Here is a 13,323-nt window from a genome sequence, read left to right as displayed (position 1 = left end):
GGCCTCACGCTCGGCGCGGCTGGTCGCCGCCTCACCCTTGTAGATCCACACCTTCACGCCGATCCGGCCGAAGGTGGTACGGGCCTCGTAGAAGCCGTAGTCGATGTCCGCGCGGAGCGTGTGCAGCGGCACCCGGCCCTCGCGGTAGAACTCCGACCTCGACATCTCAGCGCCGCCGAGACGGCCCGAGCACTGCACCCGGATGCCCTTGGCGCCGCTCTTCATGGCCGACTGCATGGCCTTGCGCATGGCACGCCGGAACGAGACGCGGCTGGAGAGCTGCTCGGCCACGCCCTGCGCGACGAGCTGGGCGTCGATCTCGGGGTTCTTCACCTCGAGGATGTTGAGCTGGACCTGCTTCTTGGTCAGCTTCTCCAGGTCGCCGCGGATGCGGTCGGCCTCCGCGCCGCGACGGCCGATGACGATGCCCGGACGCGCGGTGTGGATGTCGACCTGGACGCGGTCGGTCGTACGCTCGATCTCCACCTTGGAGATGCCGGCCCGCTCCATGCCCTTCTGCAGCATGCGACGGATCGCCACGTCCTCGGCGACGTACGACTTGTACAGCTTGTCGGCGTACCACCGGCTCTTGAAGTCGGTCGTGATGCCGAGGCGGAACCCGTGCGGGTTAACCTTCTGGCCCACTATCGGGTCCTTCCCTTCGGCTCGCGGGACTCCACGATCACGGTGATGTGGCTCGTCCGCTTGTTGATCCGATAGGCACGACCCTGAGCACGCGGACGGAACCGCTTCAGCGTCGGGCCCTCGTCGACCCAGGCGCGGCTGACGACCAGCGTCTGAGGGTCGAGATCGAAGTTGTGCTCGGCGTTCGCCATCGCGCTCGAGAGCACCTTGTAGATCGGCTCGCTCGCCGACTGGGGAGCGAACTGCAGCACGGCCTGCGCCTCCGAAGCGGGCAGCCCGCGAATAAGGTCCACCACACGGCGGGCCTTCTGGGGCGTGACGCGGACGAACCGCGCCTGAGCCCTGGCTTCCATCGCTTACTCCTCTTACTTCTGAAGGCTGTCTATCGCCGGCTGCGGCGGTCTTCCTTGACGTGGCTGCGGAAGGTCCGCGTCGGGGCGAACTCTCCGAGCTTGTGGCCGATCATCGACTCGGTGACGAACACCGGGACGTGCTTGCGGCCGTCGTGCACGGCGATCGTGTGCCCGAGCATGTCGGGAACGATCATGGAGCGCCGCGACCACGTCTTGATGACGTTCTTGGTGCCCTTCTCGTTCTGCGCGTCCACCTTCTTCTGAAGGTGATCGTCGACGAAGGGACCCTTCTTAAGGCTACGTGGCATTCTGGCTGCTCCTACCGCTTCTTCTTGCTACGCCGGCGAATGATCAGGCGGTCGCTGGCCTTGTTGGGCTGGCGGGTGCGGCCCTCGGGCTTGCCCTTCGGGTTCACCGGGTGGCGACCACCGGAGGTCTTGCCCTCACCACCACCATGCGGGTGGTCGACCGGGTTCATGGCGACGCCGCGGACGGTCGGGCGCTTGCCCTTCCACCGCATGCGGCCGGCCTTGCCCCAGTTGATGTTGGCCTGCTCGGCGTTGCCGACCTGACCGACCGACGCGCGGCAGCGCACGTCGACCATGCGCATCTCGCCCGAGGGCATACGCAGCGTGGCGTACTGGCCCTCCTTGGCGAGCAGCTGGATCTGCGCGCCCGCGGAGCGGCCGAGCTTGGCGCCGCCGCCCGGACGGAGCTCCACCGCGTGGATGAAGGTACCGGTCGGGATGTTGCGCAGCGGCAGGCAGTTGCCCGGCTTGATGTCGGCCGCGGGGCCGTTCTCGATGCGGTCGCCCTGCTTGAGGCCGGTCGGCGCGATGATGTAGCGCTTCTCGCCGTCGGCGTAGTGCAGCAGTGCGATGTTGGCGGTGCGGTTGGGGTCGTACTCGATGTGAGCGACCTTGGCCGGAATGCCGTCCTTGTCATGCCTACGGAAGTCGATGATCCGGTAGGCGCGCTTGTGACCGCCGCCCTGGTGGCGAGCGGTGACCCGGCCGTGTACGTTGCGGCCGCCCTTGCCGTGAAGGGGTGCAAGCAGCGACTTCTCCGGCGTGCTGCGGGTGATCTCGGAGAAGTCCGAGACACTCGCCCCGCGACGACCGGGAGTCGTCGGCTTGTACTTACGGATGCCCATCTTTTTCGTTCATCCTTCGTCAGAACCCAGTTAGAGAACTGGATCTCTCATTCATCTGTCATCCGGCCCCACGCGTATCCCCTCAAAGCCGCCAGGCTTTGATGAGAAACCGAAGGTTTCGAATGGACGATTCGTGCGCAGCGCCTCGCCTTTGTCGCCGAAGGCGACCCAAGGGGGGCACGCCCCCCGCGGGGTTGATCGCCAGGGCGAAGCCCTAGGCGATCAACCGATCTGACCGAAGATGTCGATCCGATCGCCCTCGGCCAAGCTCACGATCGCGCGCTTGGTGTCGGGACGCTTGCCGAAACCGGTCCGGGTCCGCTTGCGCTTGCCCTGCCGGTTGATCGTGTTCACCCCGGTGACCTTGACCCCGAAGATCTTCTCCACCGCGATCTTGATCTGCGTCTTGTTCGCGGTGTTCCGCACCAGGAACGTGTACTTGTTGTTCTCGTCGATCAGCCCGTAGCTCTTCTCGGAGACCACCGGCTTGATGATGACGTCGCGCGGGTCGGTGATCCGCGCCATGGTCGTCTTCTTACGGACGACCGGCTGAGCGGTGTTGTCCATCAGGCGTCTTCCTTCTCAGTGCGAGCGCCCGCAGACAACCGGGCCACGACCTGGTCGTACGCCTCGCGCGTGAAGACCACGGCGTCGTTGCAGAGCACGTCGTAGGTGTTGAGCTGCCCGGAGTCCAGCAGGTGGACCTCCGGCGCGTTGCGCAGGCTCATCCAGGTCAGCTCGTCCGCCTCGTCCACCACGAGCAGCACGGACTTGGCCTGCGTGACGGCGCGCAGCGCCTGCAGGGCCGCCCTGGTCTTCGGCGTCTCGCCGCTGACCAGGCCGCTCACCACGTGCACGACGCCCGCGGCGGCCCTGTCGGACAGGGCGCCGCGCAGCGCGGCGGCCTTCATCTTCTTGGGCGTCCGCTGCGAGTAGTCGCGCGGCACCGGGCCGTGGACGACGCCACCGCCGGCGAACTGCGGCGCACGGGTCGAGCCCTGACGGGCCCGGCCGGTGCCCTTCTGCCGGTACGGCTTCTTGCCGCCACCGGAGACCTCACCGCGGGTCTTGGTCTTGTGAGTGCCCTGCCGGCGCGCCGCCTGCTGCGCCACCACGACCTGGTGGATCAGCGGGATGTTGACCTTCGCGCCGAAGATGTCGTCAGGAAGCTCGACGGTGCCGGTCTTGGCGCCGCTCGCGTCGAGCACGTCGATGCTGGTCACTTCGCGGCCCCCTTCTTGGCAGCGGTGCGGACGAGGACCAGGCTGCCGTTGGCGCCGGGAATCGCACCCTTGATCAGGATGAGACCCTTCTCGGCGTCCACGGCGTGAACCTTGAGGCTCTGCACAGTCGTGCGGACGTTGCCCATCCGCCCGGCCATGCGCAGGCCCTTGAATACGCGGCCCGGGGTGGCGCAGCCACCGATGGAACCCGGCGACCTGTGCTTGCGCTGCGTACCGTGCGACGCGCCCAGACCACCGAAGCCGTGCCGCTTCATGACGCCCGCGAAGCCCTTGCCCTTGCTCTTGCCCGTCACGTCGACGAACTGGCCGGCTTCGAAGGTGTCGGCCAGCAGCTCCTGGCCGAGCGTGTAGTCGCTCGCGTCGTCGGTGCGGATCTCCGCGAAGTAACGGCGCGGGGTGATGTCGTGCTTACGCAGGTAGTCGCCGAGCGGCTTGTTGACCTTCCGGGGGTCGACCTGCCCGAAGCCGAGCTGGATGGCGGAGTAGCCGTCCTTCTCGGGAGTGCGGACGCGGGTCACCACGCACGGACCGGCCTCGACCACGGTCACCGGTACGAGCCGGTTGTCCGCGTCGAAGACCTGGGTCATGCCGAGCTTCTTGCCCAGGACGCCCTTGATCGTCTTAGCCATGTCAGTGCGTTCCCTCAGAGCTTGATCGAAATGTCGACGCCCGCGGGGAGGTCGAGCCGCATGAGCGAGTCGACGGTCTTGGGCGTCGGGTCGATGATGTCAATCAACCGCTTGTGCGTGCGCATCTCGAAGTGCTCGCGGCTGTCCTTGTACTTGTGCGGCGAGCGGATGACGCAGTACACGTTCTTCTCGGTCGGCAGCGGCACCGGGCCCGCGACCTTCGCGCCAGTCCGCGTCACCGTCTCGACGATCTTTTTGGCCGAAACGTCGATGACCTCGTGGTCATAGGCCTTAAGCCGGATGCGGATCTTCTGTCCCGCCATAGTGGCCTCGGTGTCCTTCGCTGTCGTCAGAAAAAGTATCGTGCGGCTTGTGCCGCTGGTGGGTGCGTGGCCCCACGTGACAGACGCTTTCGATCTGTCTTTTCTTCCGTGATCCGGCAGTGACTTCGGTCCTTGTCCCGAAGTGACTGCTGGATCACGGCTTTCCGTGGCGCCCGGACCGGCCCGCCTCGCGGCGGACCGCCCCGTTCGTGGTACGGCGGCCGGCCCCTTCCGGGGGCCGACCGCCGCCCCGCGGTCGAACTACTTGAGGATCTTCGTGACCCGGCCGGCGCCGACGGTGCGGCCACCCTCACGGATCGCGAACTTGAGGCCTTCCTCCATGGCGATGGGCTGGATCAGCTCAACGCGCATCTCGGTGTTGTCGCCCGGCATGACCATCTCGGTGCCCTCGGGGAGGTTCACCACGCCGGTCACGTCCGTCGTACGGAAGTAGAACTGCGGGCGGTAGTTGTTGAAGAACGGCGTGTGGCGGCCGCCCTCGTCCTTGGACAGGATGTAGACCTGGCCCTCGAACTCGGTGTGCGGGGTGGTCGTGCCCGGCTTGATGATGCACTGGCCGCGCTCGACCTCGTCGCGCTTGATGCCGCGGAGCAGCAGGGCGGCGTTGTCGCCGGCCTCACCGGTGTCGAGCATCTTGTTGAACATCTCGATGCTGGTGACGGTGGTGGTCGTCTTCTCCGGCTTGATGCCGATGATGTCGACCTGCTCGTTGACCTTGACGACACCGCGCTCGATCCGGCCGGTGACGACGGTGCCGCGGCCGGTGATCGAGAACACGTCCTCGACCGGCATGAGGAACGGCTTCTCCGTCTCACGCGGCGGCTCGGGCACGTTCTCGTCGACGGCGTTCATCAGCTCGATGATGCTGTCGGCCCACTTCTCGTCGCCCTCCAGGGCCTTGAGAGCGGAGACGCGCACCACGGGCAGGTCGTCGCCGGGGAACTCCTGCGCGGACAGGAGCTCGCGGACCTCGAGCTCGACGAGCTCCAGGATCTCCTCGTCGTCGACCATGTCGGCCTTGTTGAGGGCCACGACGATGTAGGGGACGCCGACCTGGCGGGCCAGGAGGACGTGCTCCTTCGTCTGCGGCATCGGGCCGTCGGTGGCGGCGACCACGAGGATGGCGCCGTCCATCTGAGCGGCACCGGTGATCATGTTCTTCACGTAGTCGGCGTGACCGGGGCAGTCCACGTGGGCGTAGTGGCGCTTGTCGGTCTGGTACTCGACGTGCGAGATGGAGATCGTGATGCCGCGGGCCTTCTCCTCCGGCGCCTTGTCGATCTTGTCGAACGGCGTCGCCGCGTTGAGCTCGGGGAAACGGTCGTGGAGCACCTTGGTGATCGCCGCGGTCAGTGTGGTCTTACCGTGGTCGATATGCCCAATGGTGCCGATGTTCATGTGCGGCTTTGTCCGCTCGAACTTGGCCTTGCCCACTGGTTCTCTCCTTGAGAATCTGACTGACTTTCGTCTGCACACTCGGGCCCGGGTGATCCCGAACCCCTAGGCGGCGGGACGGCTCGCACCGTCCCGCCAGGGACCGGGAACTATTCGCCCCGGGCCTTCGCGACGATCTCCTTGGCGATGCCCGGGGGCACCTCCGAGTAGGAGTCGAACTGCATGCTGTAGCTCGCCCGCCCCTGCGTCTTGCTACGCAGGTCACCCACGTAGCCGAACATCTCAGACAGCGGTACGAGCGCCTTGACGACACGGGCGCCGGCCCGCTCGTCCATCGCCTGGATCTGCCCCCGGCGACCGTTGAGGTCGCCGATGACGTCACCCATGTAGTCCTCGGGCGTGGTGACCTCGACGGCCATCATCGGCTCGAGGAGCACGGCGTCAGCCTTGCGCGCGGCCTCCTTGAAGGCCATCGAGCCGGCGATCTTGAACGCCATCTCCGAGGAGTCGACGTCGTGCGCGGCACCGTCCTGGAGCGTCACCTTCACGCCCACCATCGGGTAGCCGGCCAGCACGCCGAACTCGGCGGCCTCCTGGGCGCCCGCGTCGACCGACGGGATGTACTCCCGCGGCACGCGACCACCCGTGACCTTGTTCTCGAACTCGTAGCCGTCGTTGCCCTCGCCCAGCGGCTCCAGGTCGATGATCACCCGCGCGAACTGACCCGAACCACCGGTCTGCTTCTTGTGGGTGTAGTCGACCTTCTCCACCTTGCGGCGAATGGTCTCACGGTAGGCGACCTGCGGACGACCGACGTTCGCCTCGACCTTGAACTCGCGGCGCATCCGGTCGACGAGGATCTCCAGGTGGAGTTCGCCCATGCCCCAGATGACCGTCTGACCGGTCTCCTCGTCACGGCGGACCTGGAAGGACGGGTCCTCCTCGGCCAGCCGCTGGATCGCGGTCGAGAGCTTCTCCTGGTCGCCCTTGGTCTTGGGCTCGATCGCGACGTTGATGACCGGAGCCGGGAACGTCATGGACTCGAGCACGACCTGCTTGGCCGGGTCGGACAGGGTGTCACCGGTGGTGGTGTCCTTGAGACCCATCACGGCGACGATCTGACCGGCGATCGCCGACGGGCGCTCCTCGCGCTTGTTGGCGTGCATCTGGTAGATCTTGCCGATCCGCTCCTTCTTGCCCTTCACAGAGTTGACGACCTGTGAACCGGCCTCGAGCGTGCCCGAGTAGATGCGGATGTAGGTGATCTTGCCCAGGTGCGGGTCGCTGGCGATCTTGAAGGCCAGCGCCGAGAACGGCGCCTGCGGGTCGGGCTGCCGCTCGACCGCGGTGTTCTCGTCGCCGACCGCGTGGCCCTTGATGGCCGGGATGTCGGTCGGCGCCGGGAGATAGGCGACGATGGCGTCGAGCAGGGGCTGAACGCCCTTGTTCTTGAACGCCGTGCCGCACAGCACCGGGTTGACGGCGCTCGCCAGCGTGGCCCTGCGCAGGGCCGCGACCAGCTGCTCCTCGGTGGGCTCGGTGCCCTCCAGGAAGAGCTCCATCAGCTCGTCGTCGTTCTCGGCGACCGTCTCGATGAGGCGGTCGCGCCACTCACGAGCGGCCTCGACGTGGTCGGCCGGGATGTCGACGACGTCGTACATCTCGCCCTTGGCCGCCTCGGCGCTCCAGAGGAGCCCCTTCATCCTGATGAGGTCGATGACGCCCTTGAAGTCGGCCTCGACGCCCCACGGGAGCTGGACGACGGCCGGCGTGGCCGCCAGCCTGCTGATCATCATGTCGACGCAGCGGTGGAACTCCGCGCCGACGCGGTCCATCTTGTTCACGAAGCAGATGCGGGGGACGTTGTAGCCGTCAGCCTGACGCCACACCGTCTCCGACTGGGGCTCGACACCCGCGACACCGTCGAACACGGCGACAGCGCCGTCGAGGACACGCAGCGACCTCTCCACCTCGATGGTGAAGTCGACGTGGCCCGGGGTGTCGATGATGTTGATCGTGTGACCGTCCCAGCTGCAGGTGGTCGCGGCGGACGTGATGGTGATGCCGCGCTCCTGCTCCTGCTCCATCCAGTCCATCGTGGCAGCGCCCTCGTGGACCTCACCGATCTTGTAGTTGATGCCGGTGTAGAACAGGATGCGCTCGGTCGTGGTGGTCTTGCCCGCGTCGATATGGGCCATGATCCCGATGTTGCGGACCTTGGCCAGGTCAAGTGCGGTCGTGGTGGCCACTTTCTTCGCGTCCTCGTCGTCTCGTCGAACCCGCCGGGGTTACCAGCGGTAGTGGGCGAAGGCCTTGTTGGACTCGGCCATCTTGTGGGTGTCCTCGCGCTTCTTCACGCTCGCCCCGAGGCCGTTGCTGGCGTCGAGGAGCTCGTTCATGAGGCGCTCGGTCATGGTCTTCTCGCGGCGGGCGCGGGAGTACTGCACCAGCCAGCGCAGCGCCAGGGTGGTGCTGCGCGCCGCGCGCACCTCGACCGGCACCTGGTAGGTCGCGCCACCGACGCGGCGGCTGCGGACCTCGAGGGTCGGCTTGACGTTGTCGAGCGCGCGCTTGAGGGTGACGACCGGGTCGTTGCCCGTCTTGTCCCTGCAGCCCTCCAGGGCGCCGTAGACGATCGACTGCGCGATGGAGCGCTTGCCGTCCAGGAGCACCTTGTTGATCAGAGCGGTGACCAGCGGCGAACTGTAGACCGGGTCAGCCATGAGCTGACGGCGGCCAGGAGAACCCTTGCGAGGCATAGTTAGCTCTTCTCCTTCTTCGCGCCGTAACGGCTACGGGCCTGCTTGCGGTTGCGGACACCCTGGGTGTCCAGCGAACCGCGGATGATCTTGTAGCGAACACCCGGCAGGTCCTTCACACGACCGCCACGCACGAGCACGATGGAGTGCTCCTGCAGGTTGTGACCCACACCGGGGATGTAGGCCGTGACCTCGATCCCGTTGGTGAGCCGCACACGGGCCACCTTGCGCAGTGCCGAGTTGGGCTTCTTCGGAGTCGTGGTGTAGACGCGCTGGCAGACGCCACGCCGCTGCGGACTCCCCTTGAGGGCAGGAGTCTTGGTCTTGGAGACCTTGTCCTGCCGGCCCTTGCGGACCAACTGCTGAATAGTGGGCACTGCCACTCCGTTTCGTGCCTGGCCGGTGTTACGTCAGTTGTGCAATGCGCAGGTTCTGCCGGTGTCATGACCTGCGCATTGTCCTTGTCTCCGCGCCCCCGCGCTCGGGCGTGTCGCGCGCTGTTCGCACTGACACGTCCGCGAGGACCACGAGCGAGGAAGCCGACCTGCGCTACCGTGAAAGAGCGCACGATCGAGAGCCCGCAAACTACGGGCACGATGGTCTAGGTTACCAGGACCCCGCGACACGTCAAAACGGCGCGACAAAGCTCGTAAGCCATCTCGCTCCGGGTGTCGCGCGGCCCCTCCACCGAAGGCCCGGCTACTGCTCGCGCCTCATGATATAGCCAGATCCGCACCGCCGCCGACATACCAAGAACATCGCCCGACGAGGTGACGACGTCTCCGCGCTCCCCCGTACGCGGAACTCTCCCGGCGCGGAGGACAGCGGACCAGGGCCGGGACGAGCGAGCGCCCGGGCCCTCCTTCGAGGAACCCGGGCGCTCGCCGCGCACTGTCTACCGGTTGTACTGACCGAAGTCGTACTCCTCCAGCGGGACGGCCTCGCCGCTGCCGGTGCCGAACGTGTAGTCGGCCGCGGAGCCGTCGTAGCCGCCCACGGTGTACATGGCGGCCTTGGCCTCCTCGGTCGGCTCGACCCGGATGTTGCGGTACTGGGGCATGCCCGTGCCGGCCGGGATGAGCTTGCCGATGATGACGTTCTCCTTCAGGCCCAGGAGCGAGTCGGACTTGGCGTGGATCGCCGCGTCCGTCAGGACCCTGGTGGTCTCCTGGAAGGAGGCCGCCGACAGCCAGGACTCGGTGGCCAGCGACGCCTTGGTGATGCCCATGAGCACCGGGCGTCCGGCCGCCGGGCCGCCGCCCTCGGCGACGGTCTCGCGGTTGAGCTGCTCGAACCGCGGCCGCTCGACGAGCTCGCCGGGCAGCAGGTCGGTGTCACCGGACTCGAGCACGTTCACGCGCTTGAGCATCTGCCGCACGATGATCTCGATGTGCTTGTCGTGGATCGACACACCCTGCGAGCGGTACACCTGCTGGACCTCGGCCACCAGGTGGAGCTGCACGGCCCGCGGGCCGAGGATGCGCAGCACCTCGTTCGGGTTGACCGCGCCGGCCACCAGCTGCTGGCCGACCTTCACCCGCTCGCCCTCGGAGACGAGCAGCCGCGACCGCATCGACACCGGGTAGGCGATCTCCTCGGAGCCGTCGTCCGGGACGATGACGATCTTGCGCGACTTGTCGGTCTCGTCCATGCGGACCCGGCCCTCCGCCTCGGAGATCGGGGCGACACCCTTGGGGATGCGCGCCTCGAACAGCTCCTGGACTCGGGGCAGACCGTGGGTGATGTCGGCGCCGGCCACACCACCGGTGTGGAAGGTACGCATCGTCAGCTGCGTGCCGGGCTCACCGATCGACTGGGCGGCGATGATGCCGACCGCCTCGCCGACGTCCACCAGCTTGCCGGTCGCCAGCGAGCGGCCGTAGCAGGTGGCGCAGACACCGATCTTCGCCTCGCAGACGAGCGCGCTGCGGGTGCGGACCGTCTCCACGCCGGCCTCGACCAGCTTGGTGACGTGGGTGTCGTTGATGTCGACGCCGGCGGCCACGATGACCTTGCCGTCGACCTCGACGTCCTCGGCCAGGATGCGGCCGTGCACGTTGGACTCGGCGTTCTCGGCCTTGACCAGGTTGCCCGACATGTCGCGCTCGCCGACGGCCAGCGGGACGGCGCGGTCGGTGCCGCAGTCGATCTCGCGGACGATGACGTCCTGCGCCACGTCCACCAGACGACGGGTCAGGTAACCCGAGTCGGCGGTGCGCAGGGCGGTGTCGGCCAGACCCTTCCGCTGTCCGTGGGTGGAGATGAAGTACTCCAGCACCGACAGGCCCTCGCGGAACGAGGCCTTGATCGGCCGCGGGATCGTCTCACCCTTGGTGTTGGAGACCAGGCCGCGGATGCCGGCGATCTGACGCACCTGCATCTTGTTACCGCGGGCGCCGGAGTTGACCATCATCCAGACCGGGTTGGTCGCCGGGAAGGCGTTGACCATGTCGGTCTCGACGTCGGCCGTGGCGTGGGTCCAGATCTCGATGAGCTCCTGACGGCGCTCCTCGTCGGTGATCAGACCACGCTCGTACTCACGCTGCACCTTGTCGGCGCGGCGCTCGTAGTTCTCCATGATCTCGGTCTTGTTCGGCGGCGCGACGACGTCCTCGATCGAGATCGTGACGCCGGAACGGGTCGCCCAGCGGAAGCCGGCGTCCTTGAGCGCGTCGAGCGAGTTGGCGACCTCGATCTTGGGGTAGGTCTCGGCCAGCTCGTTCACGATCGTGGACAGCTGCTTCTTGCCCACCTGGAAGTTGACGAACGGGTAGCTCATCGGCAGCGTCTGGTTGAACAGGCAGCGGCCGAACGTCGTCTCCAGGCGGATCGGGTCGCCCTGCTCCCAGCCCTCGGGCGCGACCCAGTCACGCGGCGGCAGGACGTCCTTGAGCCGGATCTGGATCTTGGCCTGGATCTCCAGCTCGCCACGGTCGAAGGCCATCTGCGCCTCGGCCACGGAGCCGAACACGCGGCCCTCACCCGTCGCGCCCTCCTTCATGGTGGTCAGCCAGTAGAGGCCGATGACCATGTCCTGGGTGGGCATCGTGACGGGCTTGCCGTCGGCCGGCTTGAGGATGTTGTTGGTCGAGAGCATCAGGATGCGCGCCTCGGCCTGGGCCTCAGCCGACAGCGGCAGGTGCACGGCCATCTGGTCGCCGTCGAAGTCCGCGTTGAACGCGGTGCAGACGAGCGGGTGGATCTGGATGGCCTTGCCCTCCACGAGCTGCGGCTCGAACGCCTGGATGCCCAGACGGTGGAGCGTGGGCGCGCGGTTGAGCAGCACCGGGTGCTCGGTGATGACCTCTTCGAGCACGTCCCACACCACGGGGCGGGCGCGCTCGACCATCCGCTTGGCCGACTTGATGTTCTGCGCGTGGTTGAGGTCCACGAGCCTCTTCATCACGAACGGCTTGAACAGCTCCAGCGCCATCTGCTTGGGCAGGCCGCACTGGTGGAGCTTGAGCTGCGGGCCGACGACGATGACCGAACGGCCCGAGTAGTCGACGCGCTTGCCCAGGAGGTTCTGACGGAAACGACCCTGCTTGCCCTTGAGCATGTCGCTGAGCGACTTGAGCGGGCGGTTGCCGGGACCGGTGACCGGGCGGCCACGACGGCCGTTGTCGAACAGCGCGTCGACGGCCTCCTGCAGCATCCGCTTCTCGTTGTTCACGATGATCTCGGGGGCGCCGAGGTCGAGAAGCCTCTTGAGGCGGTTGTTGCGGTTGATGACCCGGCGGTAGAGGTCGTTCAGGTCGGAGGTCGCGAACCGGCCACCGTCGAGCTGCACCATCGGGCGCAGGTCCGGCGGAATGACCGGGATGCAGTCGAGGACCATGCCGCGCGGCGAGTTGGTGGTGCTGAGGAACGCCGACACCACCTTGAGCCGCTTGAGGGCGCGGGCCTTCTTCTGGCCCTTGCCGCTGCGGATCGTCTCGCGGAGGTTCTCGGCCTCGGCGTCGAGGTCGAAGCTGGCGAGCCGGTCCTGGATGGCCTGCGCGCCCATGCCGCCCTTGAAGTAGCGGCCGAAGCGGTCGCGCATCTCGCGGTAGAGCAGCTCGTCGCCCTCGAGGTCCTGGACCTTGAGGTTCTTGAACCTGCTCCAGACCTCCTCGAGCCGGTCCAGCTCACGCTGGGCCCGGTCGCGGAGCTGACGCATCTCACGCTCGGCGCCCTCACGGACCTTGCGGCGCTGGTCGCCCTTGGCGCCGGCGGCCTCCAGCTCGGCCAGGTCGCCCTCGAGCTTCTTCTGCCTGGCCTCGACGTCGGCGTCGCGGCGCTGCTCGATGTGCTGCCGCTCGACGGAGATCTTCGCCTCCAGCGAGGGCAGGTCACGCTCACGCATCTCGGTGTCGACCTGCGTGATCATGTAGGCCGCGAAGTAGATGACCTTCTCCAGGTCCTTCGGGGCCAGGTCGAGCAGGTAGCCCAGACGCGACGGGACGCCCTTGAAGTACCAGATGTGCGTGACGGGCGCGGCCAGCTCGATGTGGCCCATCCGCTCACGGCGCACCTTGGCCCGGGTCACCTCGACGCCGCAGCGCTCACAGATGATGCCCTTGAACCGGACGCGCTTGTACTTGCCGCAGTAGCACTCCCAGTCGCGGGTCGGACCGAAGATCTTCTCGCAGAAGAGCCCGTCCTTCTCCGGCTTGAGGGTGCGGTAGTTGATGGTCTCGGGCTTCTTGACCTCGCCGTGCGACCACTGACGGATGTCGTCGGCCGTCGCCAGCCCGATCCGAAGCTCGTCGAAGAAGTTGACGTCCAGCATTATGTGCGATCTCCCCCTCAGACTTCTTCC

General features: G+C 67.0%; 13 protein-coding genes. All 13 read right to left on the bottom strand.

What is annotated here, in order from left to right:
* Window positions 1-645, bottom strand: a 645-nt coding sequence (gene rpsC / locus OUY22_RS31855; RefSeq protein WP_270158954.1) for a 30S ribosomal protein S3, incomplete at its 3' end; no start/stop codon positions are given.
* Complete coding sequence (gene rplV, locus OUY22_RS31850) at window positions 645-998, bottom strand: 50S ribosomal protein L22 (protein WP_020542306.1); 354 nt, start codon at window positions 996-998, stop codon at window positions 645-647. The genes rpsC and rplV, both read right to left, overlap by 1 nt.
* A gap of 29 nt (window positions 999-1,027) precedes the next feature.
* Complete coding sequence (gene rpsS / locus OUY22_RS31845; protein ID WP_030451498.1) at window positions 1,028-1,306, bottom strand: 30S ribosomal protein S19; 279 nt, start codon at window positions 1,304-1,306, stop codon at window positions 1,028-1,030.
* A gap of 11 nt (window positions 1,307-1,317) precedes the next feature.
* Window positions 1,318-2,151 carry a 50S ribosomal protein L2 gene (gene rplB / locus OUY22_RS31840; RefSeq protein WP_270158953.1) on the bottom strand — a complete coding sequence of 278 codons (834 nt, stop codon included), beginning with the start codon at window positions 2,149-2,151 and terminating at the stop codon, window positions 1,318-1,320.
* Window positions 2,152-2,373: 222 nt separating this feature from the next.
* Entirely contained in the window at window positions 2,374-2,718 is a 345-nt protein-coding gene (rplW, locus tag OUY22_RS31835; protein ID WP_408638233.1) for a 50S ribosomal protein L23, read from the bottom strand.
* Entirely contained in the window at window positions 2,718-3,374 is a 657-nt protein-coding gene (gene rplD, locus OUY22_RS31830) for a 50S ribosomal protein L4 (RefSeq protein WP_270158952.1), read from the bottom strand. The genes rplW and rplD overlap by 1 nt, the downstream gene beginning before the upstream one ends.
* The gene (gene rplC / locus OUY22_RS31825; RefSeq protein WP_270158951.1) at window positions 3,371-4,024 is read right to left on the bottom strand and encodes a 50S ribosomal protein L3; all 654 of its coding nucleotides are present in this window, start codon (window positions 4,022-4,024) and stop codon (window positions 3,371-3,373) included. The genes rplD and rplC overlap by 4 nt, the downstream gene beginning before the upstream one ends.
* A gap of 14 nt (window positions 4,025-4,038) precedes the next feature.
* A complete protein-coding gene (gene rpsJ, locus OUY22_RS31820; RefSeq protein ID WP_030912931.1) occupies window positions 4,039-4,347 on the bottom strand; it encodes a 30S ribosomal protein S10 in 309 nt (102 codons plus the stop codon).
* A 261-nt stretch (window positions 4,348-4,608) separates the two neighbouring features.
* The gene (gene tuf, locus OUY22_RS31815; RefSeq protein ID WP_270158950.1) at window positions 4,609-5,802 is read right to left on the bottom strand and encodes an elongation factor Tu; all 1,194 of its coding nucleotides are present in this window, start codon (window positions 5,800-5,802) and stop codon (window positions 4,609-4,611) included.
* A gap of 110 nt (window positions 5,803-5,912) precedes the next feature.
* Complete coding sequence (gene fusA, locus OUY22_RS31810) at window positions 5,913-7,961, bottom strand: elongation factor G (RefSeq protein ID WP_408638234.1); 2,049 nt, start codon at window positions 7,959-7,961, stop codon at window positions 5,913-5,915.
* Between the two features lie 90 nt (window positions 7,962-8,051).
* Complete coding sequence (gene rpsG / locus OUY22_RS31805; protein WP_055505082.1) at window positions 8,052-8,522, bottom strand: 30S ribosomal protein S7; 471 nt, start codon at window positions 8,520-8,522, stop codon at window positions 8,052-8,054.
* Window positions 8,523-8,524: 2 nt separating this feature from the next.
* Window positions 8,525-8,899, bottom strand: coding sequence for a 30S ribosomal protein S12 (gene rpsL / locus OUY22_RS31800; protein ID WP_020542315.1), 375 nt, complete (start codon window positions 8,897-8,899; stop codon window positions 8,525-8,527).
* A 518-nt stretch (window positions 8,900-9,417) separates the two neighbouring features.
* Window positions 9,418-13,293 (bottom strand): DNA-directed RNA polymerase subunit beta', encoded by a 3,876-nt coding sequence (locus OUY22_RS31795; protein ID WP_270158948.1) that lies wholly within the window; start codon window positions 13,291-13,293, stop codon window positions 9,418-9,420.
* Window positions 13,294-13,323: the final 30 nt, after the last annotated feature.

Origin of the sequence: Nonomuraea corallina (assembly GCF_027620315.1) — a bacterium.
GTDB classification, from domain to species: Bacteria; Actinomycetota; Actinomycetes; order Streptosporangiales; family Streptosporangiaceae; genus Nonomuraea; species Nonomuraea corallina.
The sequence above is the reverse complement of the archived record's forward strand: the minus strand, read 5'-3'. Positions and strand labels throughout refer to the sequence as shown.